The sequence below is a fragment of the Sphingomonas sp. Leaf32 genome, from assembly GCF_001421765.1.
In the GTDB taxonomy this organism is placed as follows: Bacteria; Pseudomonadota; Alphaproteobacteria; order Sphingomonadales; family Sphingomonadaceae; genus Sphingomonas.
Map to the genome: position 1 here is coordinate 1 of NZ_LMLA01000010.1, position 18109 is coordinate 18109.

The 18109-nt window shown below is 63.1% G+C and carries 27 protein-coding genes; 23 read left to right on the top strand and 4 right to left on the bottom strand.

Annotated elements, in window-relative coordinates; all coding sequences use genetic code 11:
* The 4 genes from ASE83_RS13795 to ASE83_RS13810 all read right to left on the bottom strand — a co-directional run.
* Nucleotides 1-600: pentapeptide repeat-containing protein (locus ASE83_RS13795; RefSeq protein ID WP_162236648.1), on the bottom strand; the 600-nt coding region annotated here is incomplete at its 3' end.
* Between the two features lie 52 nt (nt 601-652).
* Nucleotides 653-1036, bottom strand: a complete 384-nt coding sequence (locus tag ASE83_RS13800; protein ID WP_235515991.1) for a hypothetical protein — start codon at nt 1034-1036, stop codon at nt 653-655.
* 42 nt (nt 1037-1078) lie between these two features.
* Nucleotides 1079-1585, bottom strand: coding sequence for a DUF3251 domain-containing protein (locus ASE83_RS13805; protein WP_235515992.1), 507 nt, complete (start codon nt 1583-1585; stop codon nt 1079-1081).
* A 131-nt stretch (nt 1586-1716) separates the two neighbouring features.
* Entirely contained in the window at nt 1717-2250 is a 534-nt protein-coding gene (locus tag ASE83_RS13810; RefSeq protein WP_156353143.1) for a helix-turn-helix domain-containing protein, read from the bottom strand.
* A 573-nt stretch (nt 2251-2823) separates the two neighbouring features.
* Here ASE83_RS13810 and ASE83_RS13815 point away from each other — a divergent pair.
* The 23 genes from ASE83_RS13815 to ASE83_RS13910 all read left to right on the top strand — a co-directional run bounded on the left by ASE83_RS13815 (nt 2824) and on the right by ASE83_RS13910 (nt 17863).
* Nucleotides 2824-3243 carry a hypothetical protein gene (locus tag ASE83_RS13815; RefSeq protein WP_055899655.1) on the top strand — a complete coding sequence of 140 codons (420 nt, stop codon included), beginning with the start codon at nt 2824-2826 and terminating at the stop codon, nt 3241-3243.
* Nucleotides 3240-3518 (top strand): hypothetical protein, encoded by a 279-nt coding sequence (locus ASE83_RS13820; protein WP_055791280.1) that lies wholly within the window; start codon nt 3240-3242, stop codon nt 3516-3518. The genes ASE83_RS13815 and ASE83_RS13820 overlap by 4 nt, the downstream gene beginning before the upstream one ends.
* Complete coding sequence (locus ASE83_RS18570) at nt 3515-3766, top strand: hypothetical protein (RefSeq protein WP_156353145.1); 252 nt, start codon at nt 3515-3517, stop codon at nt 3764-3766. The genes ASE83_RS13820 and ASE83_RS18570 overlap by 4 nt, the downstream gene beginning before the upstream one ends.
* Nucleotides 3759-4232 (top strand): hypothetical protein, encoded by a 474-nt coding sequence (locus ASE83_RS13825; protein ID WP_156353147.1) that lies wholly within the window; start codon nt 3759-3761, stop codon nt 4230-4232. Before ASE83_RS18570 ends, ASE83_RS13825 begins: the two co-directional genes overlap by 8 nt.
* The gene (locus ASE83_RS18575; protein WP_156353149.1) at nt 4226-4579 is read left to right on the top strand and encodes an endodeoxyribonuclease RusA; all 354 of its coding nucleotides are present in this window, start codon (nt 4226-4228) and stop codon (nt 4577-4579) included. The genes ASE83_RS13825 and ASE83_RS18575 overlap by 7 nt, the downstream gene beginning before the upstream one ends.
* A gap of 77 nt (nt 4580-4656) precedes the next feature.
* Nucleotides 4657-5514, top strand: coding sequence for a hypothetical protein (locus ASE83_RS18580; RefSeq protein ID WP_156353152.1), 858 nt, complete (start codon nt 4657-4659; stop codon nt 5512-5514).
* Nucleotides 5514-6209 carry a ParB/RepB/Spo0J family partition protein gene (locus ASE83_RS13840; protein WP_055791294.1) on the top strand — a complete coding sequence of 232 codons (696 nt, stop codon included), beginning with the start codon at nt 5514-5516 and terminating at the stop codon, nt 6207-6209. The genes ASE83_RS18580 and ASE83_RS13840 overlap by 1 nt, the downstream gene beginning before the upstream one ends.
* Nucleotides 6206-6796, top strand: coding sequence for a hypothetical protein (locus ASE83_RS18585; protein ID WP_156353154.1), 591 nt, complete (start codon nt 6206-6208; stop codon nt 6794-6796). Before ASE83_RS13840 ends, ASE83_RS18585 begins: the two co-directional genes overlap by 4 nt.
* Before the next feature lie 52 nt (nt 6797-6848).
* On the top strand, nt 6849-7226 hold the full coding sequence (locus ASE83_RS13845) for a hypothetical protein (protein ID WP_156353157.1): 378 nt from the start codon (nt 6849-6851) through the stop codon (nt 7224-7226).
* 3 nt (nt 7227-7229) lie between these two features.
* The gene (locus ASE83_RS18590) at nt 7230-7391 is read left to right on the top strand and encodes a hypothetical protein (protein WP_156353159.1); all 162 of its coding nucleotides are present in this window, start codon (nt 7230-7232) and stop codon (nt 7389-7391) included.
* A gap of 337 nt (nt 7392-7728) precedes the next feature.
* Nucleotides 7729-8166: a hypothetical protein gene (locus ASE83_RS13850; RefSeq protein ID WP_055791300.1), complete on the top strand. Its 438-nt coding sequence runs from the start codon at nt 7729-7731 to the stop codon at nt 8164-8166.
* Entirely contained in the window at nt 8163-9737 is a 1575-nt protein-coding gene (locus tag ASE83_RS13855) for a hypothetical protein (RefSeq protein WP_055791304.1), read from the top strand. The genes ASE83_RS13850 and ASE83_RS13855 overlap by 4 nt, the downstream gene beginning before the upstream one ends.
* Nucleotides 9737-11728 carry a hypothetical protein gene (locus tag ASE83_RS13860; protein ID WP_055791307.1) on the top strand — a complete coding sequence of 664 codons (1992 nt, stop codon included), beginning with the start codon at nt 9737-9739 and terminating at the stop codon, nt 11726-11728. The genes ASE83_RS13855 and ASE83_RS13860 overlap by 1 nt, the downstream gene beginning before the upstream one ends.
* Complete coding sequence (locus ASE83_RS13865) at nt 11725-11979, top strand: hypothetical protein (RefSeq protein WP_055791310.1); 255 nt, start codon at nt 11725-11727, stop codon at nt 11977-11979. The genes ASE83_RS13860 and ASE83_RS13865 overlap by 4 nt, the downstream gene beginning before the upstream one ends.
* Nucleotides 11954-12265: a hypothetical protein gene (locus ASE83_RS13870; protein WP_055791313.1), complete on the top strand. Its 312-nt coding sequence runs from the start codon at nt 11954-11956 to the stop codon at nt 12263-12265. Before ASE83_RS13865 ends, ASE83_RS13870 begins: the two co-directional genes overlap by 26 nt.
* Entirely contained in the window at nt 12258-12656 is a 399-nt protein-coding gene (locus tag ASE83_RS13875) for a hypothetical protein (RefSeq protein ID WP_156353161.1), read from the top strand. Before ASE83_RS13870 ends, ASE83_RS13875 begins: the two co-directional genes overlap by 8 nt.
* A gap of 3 nt (nt 12657-12659) precedes the next feature.
* Entirely contained in the window at nt 12660-14237 is a 1578-nt protein-coding gene (locus ASE83_RS13880; RefSeq protein ID WP_156353163.1) for an SGNH/GDSL hydrolase family protein, read from the top strand.
* A complete protein-coding gene (locus tag ASE83_RS13885) occupies nt 14237-14704 on the top strand; it encodes a hypothetical protein (RefSeq protein WP_055791323.1) in 468 nt (155 codons plus the stop codon). Before ASE83_RS13880 ends, ASE83_RS13885 begins: the two co-directional genes overlap by 1 nt.
* Nucleotides 14705-14776: 72 nt before the next feature.
* Nucleotides 14777-15574 carry a hypothetical protein gene (locus ASE83_RS13890; protein ID WP_156353165.1) on the top strand — a complete coding sequence of 266 codons (798 nt, stop codon included), beginning with the start codon at nt 14777-14779 and terminating at the stop codon, nt 15572-15574.
* 2 nt (nt 15575-15576) lie between these two features.
* Complete coding sequence (locus ASE83_RS13895) at nt 15577-16035, top strand: hypothetical protein (RefSeq protein WP_055791331.1); 459 nt, start codon at nt 15577-15579, stop codon at nt 16033-16035.
* 17 nt (nt 16036-16052) lie between these two features.
* Complete coding sequence (locus ASE83_RS13900) at nt 16053-16631, top strand: hypothetical protein (protein ID WP_055791334.1); 579 nt, start codon at nt 16053-16055, stop codon at nt 16629-16631.
* Nucleotides 16632-16645: 14 nt separating this feature from the next.
* Nucleotides 16646-17548: a phage major capsid protein gene (locus ASE83_RS13905; RefSeq protein ID WP_055791337.1), complete on the top strand. Its 903-nt coding sequence runs from the start codon at nt 16646-16648 to the stop codon at nt 17546-17548.
* A 66-nt stretch (nt 17549-17614) separates the two neighbouring features.
* Complete coding sequence (locus ASE83_RS13910; RefSeq protein ID WP_156353167.1) at nt 17615-17863, top strand: hypothetical protein; 249 nt, start codon at nt 17615-17617, stop codon at nt 17861-17863.
* Nucleotides 17864-18109 lie beyond the last annotated feature (246 nt).

Genomic DNA, 18109 nt, shown 5'->3' on the forward strand with positions numbered 1-18109 from the left:
GTCGGGTTTAAACCTGACCGTTGCTTCACCCGCGCTCCTGCGCGACAACAACGGTCGGTCTCTGGTCGCAGCTGGATGAAAGGCGGGGGTCACGTCATCCGCGCCGGGCGCAGCCGCCGCAGCGTAGACTTTCTGATGGATGTTCTCAATGACGGGCGCATCGCTCAGGTCGGCACCGCTCAGGTCGGCACCGCTCAGGACGGCACCGCTCAGGACGGCATCGCGCAGGACGGCATCGCTCAGGTCGGCACCGCTCAGGACGGCACCGCTCAGGACGGCATCGCGCAGGACGGCACCGCTCAGGACGGCACCGCTCAGGTCGGCACCGCTCAGGACGGCACCGCTCAGGTCGGCACCGCTCAGGTCGGCACCGCTCAGGTCGGCACCGCTCAGGACGGCACCGCTCAGGACGGCATCGCGCAGGACGGCACCGCTCAGGACGGCACCGCTCAGGTCGGCATCGTTGCGCCGTGCCCAGCGAACCGCCAGTCCGAGCTTCACGCCGATGGTAGCGTCAGGCGCTACGGTAATCTCTGCCGTGAACTGGACCCGATTGCTCCAGCGGTTGCGTACCTCGAGCTTTTCGACATGCTGCGTCATTTTGACCTCCTGAAGCTATCCTCGCCCTGCCACGGGGCAGGGTCCGGGAGCCTCAGGCGGCGGCGATGATCTGGCGGGCGAGCGCGGGACCGTGGCCCGGCGTGTACACAGGGTCCGAACCCATGAAGCCGCCCTCGGCGAGGGTCTGCGGGCTGGCGACAGCTTCCGCGACCTTGCCGCCCAAATTCGACACGAAGGAGAGAGCCGACAGCGCCAGATCGCGCGGCTTGTCGCTGCCGCAGAACGAGCGGGTCAGCGCGTCGAAGCGATCGGCGGTGATGTTGCCGGCAGCGACTACAGCGTCACGCGACGCGGCGTAGATGCGGTTCAGCGCCGGAGTGCGGAGGCCCTTGAGGTCTGCGTAGGTGATACCGTGCTGCACTTGTCGTCTCCCGGTGCCCAAGGTGGGCTGTTGAGAGAAGAATGCATAATGCATCACGTTAAGGCAAGTGCAAAATGCATCATGCCTGCATTATTTTTAGTTTGTGTGCATCGACAGGTTGGGAACCTCGGGGTTCTCGATAGATAGGCGGCCGAAGCCTGACGGCGGGATACCCGCAAAGGACATTTTCACCGTATTCCACGTGCCCGGCAGCAAGGGCTTGGAAATCGTCTTCTGCCCAGTCCGCGAACCAGGACGGATCATAAACCCATTCGCATCAACTGCGCCCCACTCCGCTTCAAACTTGAGCGTGTTAACGGTTGCTGCGGATAGGTTGCCCACGTTCAGAGTTAGCTCGCTGCCGTCGCCCTGTGCAGCGATCGACTCGACGCTAAACGCCATCTTGCCCGCTGGCGTATCGAGGAACTGGAACTCCTTCTCGGTAGGCGTCAGCTCGATTGCCTTGTCTGTACGCATCGTGCGCTGAATGAGATCACCCCTCAGATCGTTAATCTCCTTTTGCAGGCTGGCCACACTGGGACCGGCGGCGCTGTCTGGCGCCTGCTGGTTGCACCCAGATAGTGCCAAACCGAATACGATCAAAGGGATAGACTTATTGGATTTGAAGGAACATATCTGGAACATGGCCTCGAAAAATCCCCCTTTGAGATTGCGCGAACCTGCGTGTGAGGTAGGATGTAATGGCTGCTTAATGTGGTGCGCTATACTGCCGGCTAGACTCGCTTGGTGGCAACGAGAGATTGAGCGCCTTTACTGTGAGCGGTCGATGGGTTTGCTTGGCCCAGACGGGCGCGATCAGATCGAAAGCGCTCTAGCTGCTCATGAAGCGCTGGCGCGACGATTCGCGGTAAGTCCGAGAGCCGGGTCTGCATCGTCACTTCCGCTTCAATGACCTCTCGGATCATTTGTTCGATGTCAGCCTGTGTAGGTTCGCTGGCAAGGTCCGGCTCATCGCCTTTACCAGATAGCAGCCAGTCCAAGGAGACACGGAAGAATTTGGCGTAGCGCTCGGCGGCTGCGCGCGGAATGCTACCTGACCCACGTATGCCATTCTCGTGCTGAATGTACGTCGGGGGCTTGATGCCCATCGCTTCGGCAGCCTCGACGGCGGTCTCATACCGGGCGGCGCGGATTTGCTTTAGGCGTTCGTTAGGCGTTGTCATGCACCACGAATAGCGGCGAGCATGATGCGAAAGGCACTTGCCTTCTGATAGTGCATAATGCATCATCGCATTATGAGGACGCATTCAGAGATCGTCAGCGCCGCTACGCCAGCCCGTTTGGCGGCTTTGCGTGGCGTTTCGCTGCATACAGCACGCTCTTGGGCGCAGCGTAACAGCATCCCGGCCGAACATTGGTTCGACCTATCCAAGGCTGGGATTGCCTCGGTTGAAGAGTTGGCCGTTGCCGCCGCCACCACCCCCCGCCCCCAACGCGGGGAGGCGGGGAGGTGAGCCGCGTCGTACCAGACTGCCCGTATTGTCGAGATACTGGCGTCCTGCGCCGCGTGGTCGGGCACGACCACGGCAAGATCATTTTCGCGCCTGAGCCATGCGCGCATGTGTGGAGGCCCCGCAAGCCTGACCAGTCGGACCTTTTTGATCCGACCGCCCAGCGCCCGCCCCACACCCCACACAGCGAGGTACAGTAGATGACCGTGCTTCTTCAGGCGTGCGCGATCGTCGCAGCCGCCACCGCCCTGCCGCTGGCGTACGCCTTCTGGTCCGCTCCCTATGGATGGGAGGACGACAGCGGTTTTCACCTGTGCAGCGGGCGTTCTGTCCATAACGGACCGTATACGAACCGTGAGGTGCAAGATCATGGCGCTTGATCGCGACATCGGTGGCATCATCCGAAAGAACCAGGAGCTGGTGTTTCGGGTTGCGGGCGGAAACGGGCTGACGCTCAAGGTGATCAGTCTCGACAGCGGCATCCCGTACGGCACACTTCGGTCGTACGCCGGCAACAGCGGCGCGACGGTGATGATGCCGCTCGACGCGCTGTACAAGCTGGTCGGCGTCATCCCTGACGAGCTGCTCTCGGTGCTGCTGCCGGAGGGCCGGTCCATCGTGCAGGTCCCCGACGACATCGATCACGATGCCTTTGAGGAAATGTGCCGCGATTACCTCGCTGAGAAGGGCAAGGCGCATCGGCCCGATAGCCCCGGCGGTCGTGAAATCAGCGGGTGCGAGAGTGCGTCTCTCGCGGTGAAGGCTGTGGCCTTGAAGGTGGCGGGATGAAAGCCTTCACTCCGCACGATTGGTCGCCCGCCGAAGACGACACGATCCGCAACCTTTTCGCGGTCGGCAAGACCTATCACCAAATCGCGCTGGCCCTCGGGCTGCCCATCGGTAGCGTGTCCAAGCGCGGCTACAATCTAGGGCTTCGGCGCGGTGAGGCTGTGGACATACCGGCATCGGGTCGCTGGACCTGTGGCCACTGCAACACTCGGTCGGACGCCCCGCTCACCTTCGGCTGCGCCAAGTGCCTTCCGCTGCGGAGGGCGGCGGCGTGAGCCAGCTATGCGCCTGTGGCGCTCCCCTCAAATCCGGCAAGCGCGCGACGCGGTGCAACTCCTGCGCTGCCATCGCTCGGAACAGCGACCCGCTAACGATCGCACGCCGCCGCATCACTCGGTGGGGTGACTGGTCGGCCGATGACATTGCTCTGTATCAGGACCTGCGCGACGGCAAGGGCTTCAAGGCTGCTGAAGCTAAGCTTCTGGTGCTGGATCATCGGGCGGTGCGTTGCGCCCATGGCTGACTACATCGCACAGGCCAAGCAGGACGGTCATATGGCCGCGTTGCGGTCAGCGGTCCTGTCCGAGAACCCATTTGCTGCCAAAACGCCGCACGCCGCCGCTTGGCTGCGCGGTCACGCTATCGGCGTCGCTGAGCTGGCCTGTTCCTGCAAGCTTGGCTGCCACAAGTGCGATCCGGAAGGGTGGGGTGATCCAAGTGAGGACGCCGACGCCGTGCTGGTCGAGATCAACCGCGCAGCCCCGTACATGGACGCTGCGTGGCAGCCAGCGCCGGGCCAGCGCATCAAGCCGTCCGAGCGAATAAAGTGCGAGTATTTCGTCCAGTCGACGAACTATCACGTCGGTCTGACCCTCGCTCGCAAACGGGCAATCACATGGGTCGAAGAGGCGCTGCACATCGCCCGCGCCCGCTACCGCCGGGGTTATTACGCCAATCCGTTCGGTGACCCCGTGGTGCGGCCATGCTGAGCGTGACGCTACCATGGCCTCCTTCGGCACTCACACCGAACTCGAAACGTCGGTCGCATTGGACGAAGTACCGTCCGATCGCGAAGAAATACCGCGCCGACTGTGCTTGGCTGGTCAAGGCCGCGCGCATTGGCTTGCCGGCCGGCTCCGTACCGCTCTCCATGACCATCCGCTTCGTACCGCCCGATCACAGGCGTCGCGACGACGACGGGATGATTGGCGCCTTCAAGCATGGCCGCGATGGGATCGCGGACGCGCTGGGCGTCGACGACCATAGTTTTCGCCCAACGTACGAGTTTGCCGAGCCGGAGAAGCCGGGACGGGTGGTGGTGGAGATCATCGCATGAGGTTCGCCGGAGCGGTTTGGGCCGCGCTCCGAGGACAGCGAAGCACGGCCCGCTCAACAGTCGACGAGGATACTACCATGGCTACTCAGTTGTTCCAACCACCTTACGGCAGCCCCGCTTGGTTCCATACCGCGGCCACCTCCGCCCGTGACGGAATAGCGTTCCATCAGGTCCGTCTAACGCCTGAGTTGGCGAATGAGATGCTGAAGAACAACGAGGGCAACCGTCATGTTTCGCCCCTTCTTGTGGCGAAATACAGCGCCGACATCGTTGCCGGACGCTGGGCATTAAATGGTGAACCGATCATCGTATCGAAGGATGGCAAGCTCAACGATGGTCAGCATCGTGCTTCGGCCGTTATTGATGCGAACACTCCGATTGATGTCGTTATGGTGTTCGGGGTTGAGCGTGAAACACGGACGACAGTGGATCTAGGTAAGGTCCGCACCCTTTCCGATATTCTATCGATGGAAGGCGTCGCTAACGCCGCGCTGTCCGCAGCAATTGCGAACATGGTGCTGGCTTATGAGCGTTCGAGCGGCCAGAATCTACACCATTCCAAGTACATAACGAGCGGAGAATCGAAGGCGCGGGTACATGCCGATCCGGCGATTGCTGCGGCTGCTACCTACGCCACCACCAAAACTCGGTATGCGAAGAAGTATGTCGGCGGTTCAGCTATCGGCTTCTGCTTCTACATTCTGTCGCGCATCGATCTGAACGCTGCCCACGAATATCTGGATAAGGTGTGCATGGGGGAAAACCTCAAGCGCAATGATCCCGCACATTCGGTTCGAGAGAGGCTGCTGAATGAAGGCAAGCAGCGGGACAAAAAGGTGTCCGTTATTCTCCGAGGGTGGACGTTCTACCGGCGCAATCGCTCGGTCGCTCCGACCAACCTCCCGGCAAGCCTGCCTTTCCCGGCAGTTTTCTGATGCGACAGCATTCGATCCATGTTGACGACATCCAGATCGGAGAGCGCCATCGCGCGCTCTCCGACGATGCCGTTACCCGCTTGGTTGCTTCGATGCGCGAACTTGGCCTGATGCAACCAATTAGCGTCCGGTTGGTCGATGAAATGGAGGTGGACGGCGCGTTATTGGCCGGTGCGCCTGTTCTGGTTGCAGGCCGACATCGGCTCGCTGCTGCCAGAGCGTTGGGCTGGTCGCACATCGATTGCATCGAAATTGATGACGACGCGATCAAGGCCGAAATGTGGGAGATCGCGGAGAATCTGCATCGGCTTGATCTGACTAAGGACCAGCGCGACCAGCACATTCGGCGCTATGCAGCGTTGATCGAAGCGCTACGCGCAACAGCGATAATTCAGCCGCGTCAAAATGACGCACCTGAAATCGGCTACGGTAAACCGCCGCCTCAGGTGAGGGGGGTTGCCTCGCAAGTTGCTGACGACACCGGCCTTAGCGTTCGTACCGTGCAGCGCGCCCTCAACCCAAAGCCAGTAGCCGAGGTCGTGCCGCTCGCCGCCCGCTCGCAGGACGATGTGATCCTCATGCAGGCGAACGCGATCGTCGCGGCATGGAACCGCGCCAGCCCCGAGGCACGCGCCATTGCTATGGACCAAATGGAAGGTGGCCCTGTGTTCGACCGTGCGAGGTCAGCCGGATGAGCGACCTGATCGCCCGATTGATTGCCGCTGGCACTCCCGCTGATCTGATCGCCGAAGTGGCGATGCTGGCGGCTCGTGCCGAGGTGGATCGTGAGGCGATCGAGACGCGCCGCGCCAAGGATCGCGACCGCCAGGCAGCGCGTCGTCACGTGACGTCACGTGACATCGCGGATGTCGCAGACATCACCCCCTCTCCCTCCCCTTCTTCCTCCCCAGACCCCTCCAACAACCCCACCCACACCCCCGGAAACGAACCGCGCGCACGTAAGGGGACCCGGCTTCCCGCTGATTGGCAGCCGGGACCGCTCGGCAGTGAGGTTGAGGCGATCGTTGCGCCATGGCCACCGGGCACCGTTGATCGGGAAATGGCGAAATTCCGCGACTTCTGGGCCGCCAAGGCCGGAGCCGGAGGGGTCAAATCCGACTGGCAGGCGACGTGGCGAAACTGGCTGAGACAAGCCGACGAAAGGATACCGAAACATGCAAATCGTCAGCAACAACCCACGGCGCAGCACGGATCGCGGACTGGCTACGGTCGCACCGGCGACGCTGCCCAGCGTTTCCTCCAGGCTCGCGGACATCACTGACCTGACCCCGGTCAGCAGTGTTGAGTTCATCACCGAAATCACGCCGTGCCTGATGCTGGTCGCACCGGTCGGGATGGACGAGGATGCGCAGGCCGCATGGTTCGAGATCGCCTACATGGCGCTGGAGGGTATCCCGATCGCGCTGTTGCGCCGTGGCTGCAAGGCTGCGCTCCGCACTGCCGATCATCCGTCAAAGATCGTCCGAGAAATCATCAAGGCTATTGGCGAGGACTGGGATTGGCGGAAGAAGCACAACCGCGCGCCTGCTGCGCCGGCCGCTCCCGAACCCGTGGCAATTGAGGACAATTCGCCGCTGCCGTTCGACCAGATCAAGTCCATGTCGCCTGCCCTGCTGAGCTTGGGAAGGTCGCAGGGCTGGGTGCGTCAGGAGGACTACGACCGCCTGACGCGTAAGGACGAGGCCGCGTGACCCATGCCGCGCAACACCGGCACGCCACCGCCGCACGAGCGCGTCGACCTGCGTTTGGTGAACGGGTGGGTCTGCCGCAACCGCGATCCGAGCAAGTACGATTGGCGGCTCGGCGCACGGTGCGCGGGGATGCCGATCGCCAGTTGGCAGCCGGTCATGTCGTAGCCGCCAAGTACGGCATCCGCGCGGATCACGCCCGCGACTATCTCAACGCATGGAGGAATAGGTGAACGCACGAGGTAGGCCGCGCGGCACGATGACGCCCCTCCGGCTAAAGGCGTGGGGGATCATCCAAGACCGTATTGCAGCGGGGGAGCCGATCATGGTGGCCGCCGTCGCTCGCAAGCTGGACGTCGACCGGCGCAGTGCCAGGCGGATTATTCGTGATCTGCGCGAGATGGTTGGGGCGTTTGTGTAGGGTCGCTATGGTACAGCATAGGACGATCGGGGAATAAATGTCCCGTTATGTCGGGGTGCCGCGTGCTGTAGATGGTATGGCGCTATGGCACGCGCGCTCGCCCTCACTACCGAGATTGCAGACGAGATTTGCGCTCGGCTGTCCGACGGCATGTCGCTGCGGTCGATCTGCCTTGACGAGGCGATGCCTTGCCAAACGACGGTGTTCAAATGGCTTCGTGAGAGCGAGACATTCGCGCAGCAGTACGCGCGCGCACGTGAGGCTCAGGCGGATGCGCTGTTTGATGAAATCCTCGACATCGCTGACGACGGCTCAAACGATTGGATGGAGCGCCACGACGACGAAGGCGGCAACATCGGGTGGCGAGAGAACGGTGAGGCGCTGAACCGTTCGAAAATCCGCATCGACGCGCGTAAGTGGATGGCCGGGAAGCTCCGGCCGAAGGTCTACGGCGACAAGCAGCAGATCGAGCACAGCGGCAACATCACGCTGGGCGCTGCACTCGACGAGCTGCCGGAATGAGCAGCCTGACCGCCAAGCAAGCGGCCAAGCTCGACCGCCTCCGCGACGACTTCGGTTACTTCGCCAAGTGCTGCCTGCGCATCCGGACGAAGGAGGGCAAGGTGGTGCCCTTCGAGATGAACCAAGCGCAGACGGTTCTGCACGATCGCCTCGAGGAGCAGCGAAAGCGCACCGGCAAGGTCCGCGCGATCATCCTCAAGGGCCGCCAGATGGGCGCGTCCACCTACATCGAAGCGCGGTATTATTGGCGCCTGTGGGGGCGGAAGGGGCTGACCGCCTTCATCCTGACGCACGAGGACAAGGCCACCCGCAATTTGTTCGGGATGGCCAAGCGCTATCACGAGAACATGCCGCCGGGGCTGGCGCACGACACGCAGTCTGCCAACGCGAACGAGTTGTCTTTTTCCGGTCGCGAGAGTGCGTACATGGTGGCGACGGCGGGTTCCAAGGAGACGGGCCGTTCCGCGACGTTCCAGCTGTTCCACGGTTCGGAGGTCGCGTTCTGGCCGAATGCTGAGGACCACGCAGCCGGACTGGGGCAGGCGTTGTCCGACACCGACGGCACGGAAGCGGTGTTCGAAAGCACAGCCTATGGCATCGGCAACGTGTTCCAGCGCCGGTACGCGGCAGCACAGCGCGGCGATGGTGAATACCAGGCGATCTTCATGCCGTGGTTCTGGGATCCCGGCTACAGCAAGCCGGCACCCGATGGCTGGGACGCGGGCAAGGAATGGTGGGACTACGGTGTTCAGTACGGGCTGACGATCGAACAGCTATATTGGGCCTATCTCAAGAACCACGACATGGCGACCGCGACCGGTCAGCCCACGGATCGGCCCTGCTGGAAGTTCAAGCAGGAATACCCGGCCAACGCGGACGAGGCGTTCCAGACCGCCGGCAACAGCTTCATCCCGTCGGACAAGGTGGCCGCCGCCCGCAAAGCGAAAGTGCTGGGGCAGGGGCCGCTTATCATCGGCGTAGATCCGGCGCGCGGTGGTGGAGACAAGACGGGCGTCGTGTCGCGTCGTGGCCGGCGCATCGGTGAGGTGCTGTGCGACCTGTGGGACGTGGACGACACCATGGTCCTCGCTGGTCGGATCGTCGGCCTCATCAAGCTTCACCGGCCCGATGCCGTGAACATCGACGTGGGAGGCCTTGGGGCGGGCGTGTACGACCGGTTGCGCGAACTGGGCTACCGAGAAGTCTATGCCGTCAACTTCGGCTCTAATCCCATTGGGCGGGGGCCTACGGGTCAAGACCTGTACGAGAACCGCCGTGCCGAAATGTGGGACACGCTGCGGGATTGGTTCAATGACCCGGCGGGCGTGCAGATTCCCGACGCCGATGCGGTGCATGGCGATCTGACCGCGCCGGTCTGGGGCAGTGGCGCCACCCGGCATAAGTCGAACAACGAATTGGTCATAGAGCCGAAGGACGCCATTCGCAAGCGGCTCGGTTTCTCGCCCGATCTTGGCGACGCGATGGCGCTGACCTTTGCCACACCGATCAGCCCGGCGCTGCACGATGACGATTACGAAGAGCGTGGGCGCGACAGCGTGACGGGGTATTGATGGAAGAAACGCTCCTTGAAGCCCCGCTGCCCGAAGGCCCCGTCCATGAGGCGATCGAAGGCGAGACGGAAGAGCCGTCAGCAACCGAGAAGCTGGCGATGCTGGCGGCGGCGACCGGCGACATTTCGAATGTCATCGACGCCGACACGCTGCGCGATCTGGGCGCGCGCGTCGTTGAGGATTACGAGCAGGACCGCACCGATCGCGAGGATTGGGAGAAGATCGTCAAGGAGGCGCTCAAGGCCGCCGCGCAGGAGGCCAAGGGCGAGACGAAGAACTATCCGTGGCCGAACGCTTCGAACATCAGCTATCCGTTGCTGACGGTCGCGGCGCTGCAATTTAACGCCCGCGCTTATCCCGCCATTGTCAAGGGCGACGAGGCGGTCAGCATCAAGATCGTCGGCAAGGACAACGGTCGCCCTCTGATGGGCGAGGACGGCCAGCCCGTGATGCAGCAAGGCCCCGATGGTCAGCCGCAGCCGGTGTTCCTCGTGCCCCCTGGCGGCAAGGCTTCGCGCGCAAGCCGCGTCCGGGATTACCTCAACACCACGATCTTCTATCGCATGGAGGATTGGGAAGAGGATACCGACGCGCTGCTGCTGCAACTGCCGATCGTGGGCAGCGTGTTCCGCAAGGTCTGGTATGACGTGGCTCGCCGCAAGCATTGCGCTGCGATGGTGCCGGCGCTGCGTGTGTTCGCGCCGAAGGGTGCCAAGAGCGTCGACACCACGCCGCGCCTGACCGAGGAAGTGCCGGACCAGTACCCGGTCGACATTCTCGCCAAGATGCGGTCGGGCTTCTATCGCGATGTGGACCTGTACGGGTTGTACACCGATGGCGCGTCGGAGCGGGTCAGCAGCTTTGATCGCGATCCGCGCATGTTGCTCGAGCAGTATCGGCTGTTGGACTTGGACGAGGACGGGGTGCCTGAGCCCTACGTCGTCACCGTCGACCATGAGACGCGGGAAGTGCTGCGCGTCGAGCCTAACTTCGGCCCGGAGGGTATCGAGGCGGACGAAACTGGCGCGGTGCTGTCGATCAGCGCCGGCCGCTATTGGGTGAAGTACGACTTCTTCCCGGCGTTCGACGGCGGCTTCTATGGCTCGGGGCTGGGGCATTTGCTCAAGCAGATGGGCAGCGTGGTGGATACCGCGCTCAATCAGATGATTGACGCGGGCACGGCACAGGTCGCAGGCGGCGGGTTCATTGCGTCGGGCGTGCGGCTGACGGGCAATAAGCGTACCGGCACGATCCGCTTCGGACCGGGTGAGTACAAGACTGTGGATGCGACCGCCGATCAGCTGCGTGCCGGCATCTACGAGCGCACGTCGCCCGGTGCGTCGCCCGTGATGTTCCAGGTCCTCGACATGATCCTTTCGGCGGCCAAGGACATTTCCAGCGTGAAGGACGTGATTACCGGCGAGGGATCGACCAACGGGCAGGTCGGGACTACGCTGGCGCTGATCGAGCAGGGATTGCAGGTCTTCACCGCGATCTACAAGCGCATCTACCGTTCGTTGAAGAAGGAGTACACGATCCTCTTCGGCAACGTTGGTCGCTATGCCAGCGAGGCTATCAAGCAGGACTATCGCGACCTTCTGGACGATCCCGCCGCCGACTTCGACGCGGACTTCAACGCCGAGGACATGGACATTCGCCCGATCAGCGATCCGGCCGCCGTGACCAAGATGCAGAAGATGGCGCGGGCGCAGTTCCTGATGCAGTTCGTCAGCGCGCCGGGCGTCAATCCGCAGGCTATCATGCGTCGGGCATGGGAAGCGGCGGATGTTGAGGACATCGACGACCTGCTGGTGCCGATGCAGCCGCCGCAGCCGAACCCCAAGGACGTGGCGCAGGGCGAGAAGCTACAGGCAGGCGCCGTTCTCGACATGGAGAAGGCGCAGACCGAGAAGGCCAAGCGCGAGCAGCTGCAACTTGATACGCTCGCTTCTGCGTTCGGCGCCGGCCAGCAAATCGGACTGGTCGCATGACCCGCGACGAGTTCGACCTGTGGCAGGCAAACCCGGTCACCCGCTGGGTGTTCGCCGCGCTCGAAAAGGCTCGAGCCCAGGAGCAGGCCGAGTGGATGCGTATCTCGTGGGAAGCCGCACCGCCCAACGGGCAGGTAAGCCCCGCCGCGCTGATCGAGCTGCGCACCCGACACGACGCCTTTGGTGAGGTCGTCGCCAATGATTTCGAAACATGGAGCATCTGGAATGGTGACGAACCCGAGCGGGATTGAGCCCATCGGCGGACACCTCGTGGTGGAAGTCGAGAAGAGCGAGACGGAGAAGCGCATGGCTGCGTCTGGGCTGCATATGCCTGGCGACAGCAAGGAGCGCGATCGTCTGGCGAACATGATGGGTCGCATCGTCATTGCGGCGTCCGACGCTCGTTACGGCCTACCTGACATGGCGGGCCGCAAGGCGGTGTTCGGCCGATATGCGGGCACCACGGTCAAGGGTGCGGATGGTGAGGATTATCGGATCCTCTACGACGAGGACGTGAAGGGGGTGTTCAATGCCTGACATTTTCCGTGGTTCTGACCGGATGCTCGGCCGCAGGGTCAGCACTCCGGCGGGCGATGCCTATGTGATGGGCGTCCAGGCGCTCGACGCTTCGGGCAACCCTTCGGTCAACAATGGGCCGATGCTCCCCACCGGCACCGACCGCAGCGGCACGATCGCAGCAGGCGCCCCGGCGCAGCAGCTGGCCCCGGCAAATGCTAATCGGCGCTATCTGCGCGGCCAGAACCTGTCGACCGGCGATCTGTGGCTGAATGAAGTGGGCGGCACGGCATCGGCGGCATCGCCATCGTTCCGCATTCCGGCGGGCGGCACCTTCGGCATCAACACCAACCAGGCGGTGTCCATCTGGGGCGCTACGACCGGCCAGGCATGGTCGGCGACGGAGGGCTGAGCGATGGAGATTGGATTTCCTACCACTCCGGCGTCTGCCGTACGTCCTCGCGATGTCATTTCGGCGACTGGTGACAGCCGCGTTGATGCAATCTACGTCGACCCGGCAAAGCTGACATACGGCGCCCGATCGCCGTTGGTCGTCGCAAAGGCGCTACTGGGTCAGCGTTTCGTCGTCGGACCGACTTTTGGTGTGTCGGGTGAGCGTACCGATCAGATTCTCAAGCGCATGATCGATGGCACAGGCGACCCGCGCAAGACGAATGCCGGCCTTCTTTATGTACAGGCCGGCGTGAACGACATCGCGCAGACGTCCAGTACCGGCCCCGCGACCTTTACGGACGTGGTAAGCGGCGCCACGATCACGATTGCAACCGTGGCCGATAATGCCGCGAAGAATATCAGGGCGATCGCCCAGCTTGCGCTTGACGCCGGCATGACAGTCGTCATCGAGAACGAAGTCGGCGCGAACGGTATCAATTCGGTCGAAAAGACGACCGCGCTGATGGACCTTCGACAGATGCTGACGGAATTTGGCGAGACGACGCCGAACGTCTATGTCCATGATGCCTTCGCGATCATCACCAACCCGACCGCATCGGCGACCGGCATCACTCTCCGTCCGACGCTCGTCTATGACGTCACCCACCCGAACGCGCTTGGTGCATACCTGTGGGGCAAGAGCTTGGCGACGCTGCTGGATCGCCTGATCCCGCCGGCACGTGGCTCAATCATGATCCAGAATATCGCCGAGGCGTCGGGGAATGGTCGACGGCAGCTGTTGACCAACCCACTTTTTGCGACCGCGAGTGGCGGGACCGCCGGTACCGGATTTAGCACCGCTACGCTGACCGCCAATATTACGTCGGGCAGCAGTTCCTTGGTCGTTACCGCCGGCCGTACCGTGCCGAGCGGGACGCAAGTTACCGGCGCTGGTATTCCAGCCAATACCTTTATCAATACGACTGGCACCGCCGGCACGTATGCGATGGTGACCGCTACCGGGAGCGCTGTGAATGCCACCGCCACCGCGACCGGGGTGGCGGTAAACGCTACAATCGTCCCTTCTGGTTATGTAGGGGCAGTCGGCGGCGGCGCGACTGCGATCATAGATAGCGTGCCAAGCGCTAATGGCCTCGGCAACGACATCACGATCGCCGCTACCTTCGCAGGCAATGGCGACGTTGCCCGGCTGCGTCAGGATCTGAACGGCAGCAGCGCAAACGGAGGGACCTATAATGCCGCCCTTCGCGTTGGAGATATCGTACAGGCTGTCGCCATGGTCGACATCACGTCGACGCCCGTTAATCTGGCTGCCCTGTATCTTTCGCTTGTCCAGAATAGCGGCGGTGGGGCGACGAGCATGTCGTCGTTCGACATGTTCTCAGCGAACGCATCGGTTGATTACGGCATCACCGAGCCTTGTAGCCTAATGCTCGCCACGCGGCCTTTTCCTCTGCCGGCCATCACCGGGACTTTCCCCTACCTGACCGCAGAGGTCCGCGCTGTCGCACGCGCCGCCGGGTCGTGCAATTTCACCATCCGGCAGATGGGCATCCGTCGTCGTGGGACTTCTTACTGATGGAAGTCAACAGCCCCGCTTTCGTCGCGACTGTGGACGACGTGAAAGCAGCCGTGATGCCGCAGTTGCAGGCGTTGATCCCGCAGCCGGCGAACACGATGCCGCCTGGTGTCGCGGACATGGGCGGCATTGGCGATCGGCAGGAATATGCCCGCGCCAATCACACCCACGCCAGCAAGGCACGCAAGCAACGGGTGCTGGCGGTCAAGACGACGACGTACAAATGGACGTACCCTACGCCATTCCCCGATGGCGTCGTGCCGATCGTCAACGGGATCGCAGAGGATCCCGCGAATGTCGCCGCCGACTGTTACAACGTGCAAATCGTCGGACCGGTCAGCAACACCGACTGTACGTTCCGCGTCGTGCGGCAGTCGACCGGACTGCTTGGCCTGCTGCTGGGCGCGCTCTCGATCAACCCCACTCCGGGGACTATCAACCTTCATTGCTTGGCGCTTGAGCCATGATTTAATGTCCCGTTACGCGACCCAAACGAACGGTGTAACTGGATAGGCGCACAATTCCGTTGGAGCGCATAAATGGCTGAGGCCGACCCGCAAGTAGCATTGGAGGGCGTTGAAGTCGCCCTTGATCCCGCCGCTGAAGAACAGGCGCCGCATCGAAGTCTTGAGGACATTGCCCGCGAGCATGGTTGGCGTCCGAAAGACGAATATCGCGGCGATGAATCGGACTGGCGGGATGCGGAAAGCTTCATCACCTTCGGCCTGACTCGTCAGCGCGACCTGACCCGCGACATGAAGCACCTTCGCTCGACGACCGAACAGATCGTGCGCACGACGGCGCAGATTACCGAGGACGCGGTGCGCAAGGCCCGTGACGAAGAGCGCCAGCAATGGCAGCAGCGTCACCGCCAAGCGGTCGAAGAGGGCGACGTTGCCGGGGCTGAGCAGGCTGTCGGCAAGATCGCCGAGCTTGCGGCCTCACCGGCTGCCAAATCCGGGCCGCCGCCCGAGGTCGCCTCATTCGTGCGTGAGAACGCGTGGATGGAGAATGACCCGGCCGCTGCTGCTGTCGCTGCCACTGAGGCCGACCGCATCGCCAAGGCTGGCGGGTCGGTAGCCGAGCAGTTGGCCGCAGCCCGCCAGGCCGTCCACAAGCGTTTCCCCGAATATGCCCCCGCACCCGCGACCCCGGCCAAACCGCCGGCAGCGGTGAGTGCGCCCGCGAGCCGTGCCGCGCCGATCGGCGGCCGCAAGAAGGGGTTCAGCGATCTTCCGCGCGATGCGCAGGAGGTGGCCCGCCAGCTGGTCGCCAAGGGGTTCGTGTCCAGCACGGATGCCTATGCCGATCAGTACTTTGCTGGTAAGGGAGCGTGAGCATGGCAGACATGCAGGTCCGTGAGGGACGCCGGTCTACCCAGGCCGAACCGCGCAGAGAGCGCCGCCGCCGTGAAGGCGAAGCCGAGACGTTGGGCATGAAGCTGCCCGTGCCCGATTGGGTACACGAGAAATACCCGCCGTCGCAGTTCGAGTATTACTGGTTCACAGGCACGCCCGCGCGTCTGCACCAGGCACACAAGAACGATTGGGACCGTGTTGAAGGCGAGGGGACAGAGATCCCTGGCGCGCTCGACCCGGAGGGCAAGCCCGTCCCGCACGTTCTCTGCGTGAAATACAAGGACTGGTACGAGCAGGACCGCGCCCCCCGAGAGGCTGCGCGGCGTGAGCAGGAAGAGCAGATGCGCAATGGTAGCGTGGCCGGTCGCGGCGACGATGTCAGCGGGGAAGTTCTTCCGTCCGACGTTTCCTATGCCAGCCCGAACAACCGGCTGCGCTAACGCAAGGTTTCTGCATCATGGCAAACGCAAATGCGCCGTTCGGCCTTCGGCCGGTTCGGGGCGCGTACAGCCAGCCCTACTCCGACGCTGCGACGGTCTATTCGGCCGCAGCGGCTGACGCGACGGTGATCCGCTACGGCGATCCCGTGACCGTCACGGGTGCGGCTCGTGCTGACGGCACCGCTATCGTCACCCGTTCCACCGCTGGGACCGGCAACGCCATCACCGGCGTCGCTGTCGGCTTCCGTCCGTATGGAGCGACCGAATGGCTTGGCTATCGCCCTGCCAGCACCGATTACGAAGTGCTGGTCGAAGACAACCCCCTGATCGAATTCGAGATGATGGAAGACAGCGATGGCGGCGCGCTCAGCGTCGACCAGGCTGGCGCCAACGTCTCGATCATCTTCGGCACCGCTACCGGCAATCGTTCGGCGGCGATGATCGACAGCAGCACCGTCGGCACGACCGTCGGCCTGCAACTCCGGCTCCTTGGCCTTGCCAAGCGGGTCGACAACGAGCCGGGCGTCAATGCCGTCTGGCGCGTCCGCCTCAACAACGTGACCACGACGCCGAACGGCGCGTCGACCGGCATTTAAGGGAGGGCTGAGCCATGCTTATCACTCGTTCCGTCCACCCGAAGCTGCTGGTTCCGGGCGTCAAGGACTTCTTCGGCACCAAGTACAAGGACCACCCGGCGATCTGGTCGCGCATCTTCGAGAAGCAGACCAGCGATCGGGCGTTCGAGGAAATCGTCGAGGAGTCGGGTTTCGGCCTGGCCGCCGAGAAGGGCGAAGGGTCGTCGGTGATCTATGACACCACGATCGAAGGCCCGACCCAGCGGTTCACGCATACGAACTATGCGCTGGGCTTCATCGTCACCGAAGAGGAAGTCGACGACAACCTCTATGGCGAAAAGGCGTTCAGCCGGGCCGGCGCTCTGGCACGTTCGATGCGCATCTCGAAAGAGGTGGTCCACGCGAACACGCTCAATCGGTCGCAGAACAGCTCGTATGTCGGCGCGGACGGTCAGCCGCTCGTGTCGAACGCGCACCCGGTCGTCGGCGGCACTCAGTCGAACCGGCTGACCAATGCCGACCTGACCGAGGCGTCGCTCGAAGACGCCATGATCCAGATCTACAACACGCGTGATAGCCGGGGTCTCCGCATCATGCCGCGTGCGGTGAAGCTGGTGGTCAGCCCGAGCGAAATGTTCAACGCGTTCCGCATTCTGAACGCGAACGGGCAGCCGAACACGGCGAACCTGAACAACCCGAACGCCATCCGCGAAATGGGGATGACGCCGGAAGTGATCGTCGATCCGTATCTGGACGACGCCGACGGGTGGTTCATCATCACCGACGTGCCGAACGGCCTGTTGTCGTTCCAGCGCAAGGCCCTGCGCTTTGCCGAGGACGGCGACTTCGACACGGGCAATCTCAAGCACAAGGCGGCCGAACGCTACTCGCAGGGGTGGGCAGACTGGCGCGGCGTGTACGGGAACGCCGGGGCCTAATCAGCCCGAGGGAACGCCGGGCGCCCTAAAGACCCGGCAACCTAACTCAGAAGCAGGAGAAGAAGAATGTTGACCGTAATGCACCGCGACAGCGACGGCTCGGAAACGCTCTACAGCGCAGAGACTGTCCGCCATATTCCCGATCGCGGCGACGCCGATGGCTTCGCGAACGCCGGGATCCGCATTGACGAAACCCCGGAAGGCGTTCGTCATCTGATTCCATCGTCGCGATCGGGAAGCACGGCAGACGTTTGCCGCCCCTGCGTATTCGTCATGAACCGGCACGGGGCGACCGTGGCCCGTTACGACCTGTAGGCGCGCTATGCAGTGGTCCCCCTACACGAAAGGCGAGTGCCAACGCTGCGGGTTCAAGAAAAACCTGCGCGACCTTCGCAAAGAGTGGACCGGGCTGCGCGTCTGTGGGTCCTGCTGGGACCCGAAGCCCGAGGAACTGACGCCGCCGCGCATTCCGGCAGGCGAGGGCGCCCCGAAGCCCAACGCTGCGCCTGAAACAGCGCCGACTTTCATCGTGCCAGGGGTGAACGATATTCGCCCGGAGGA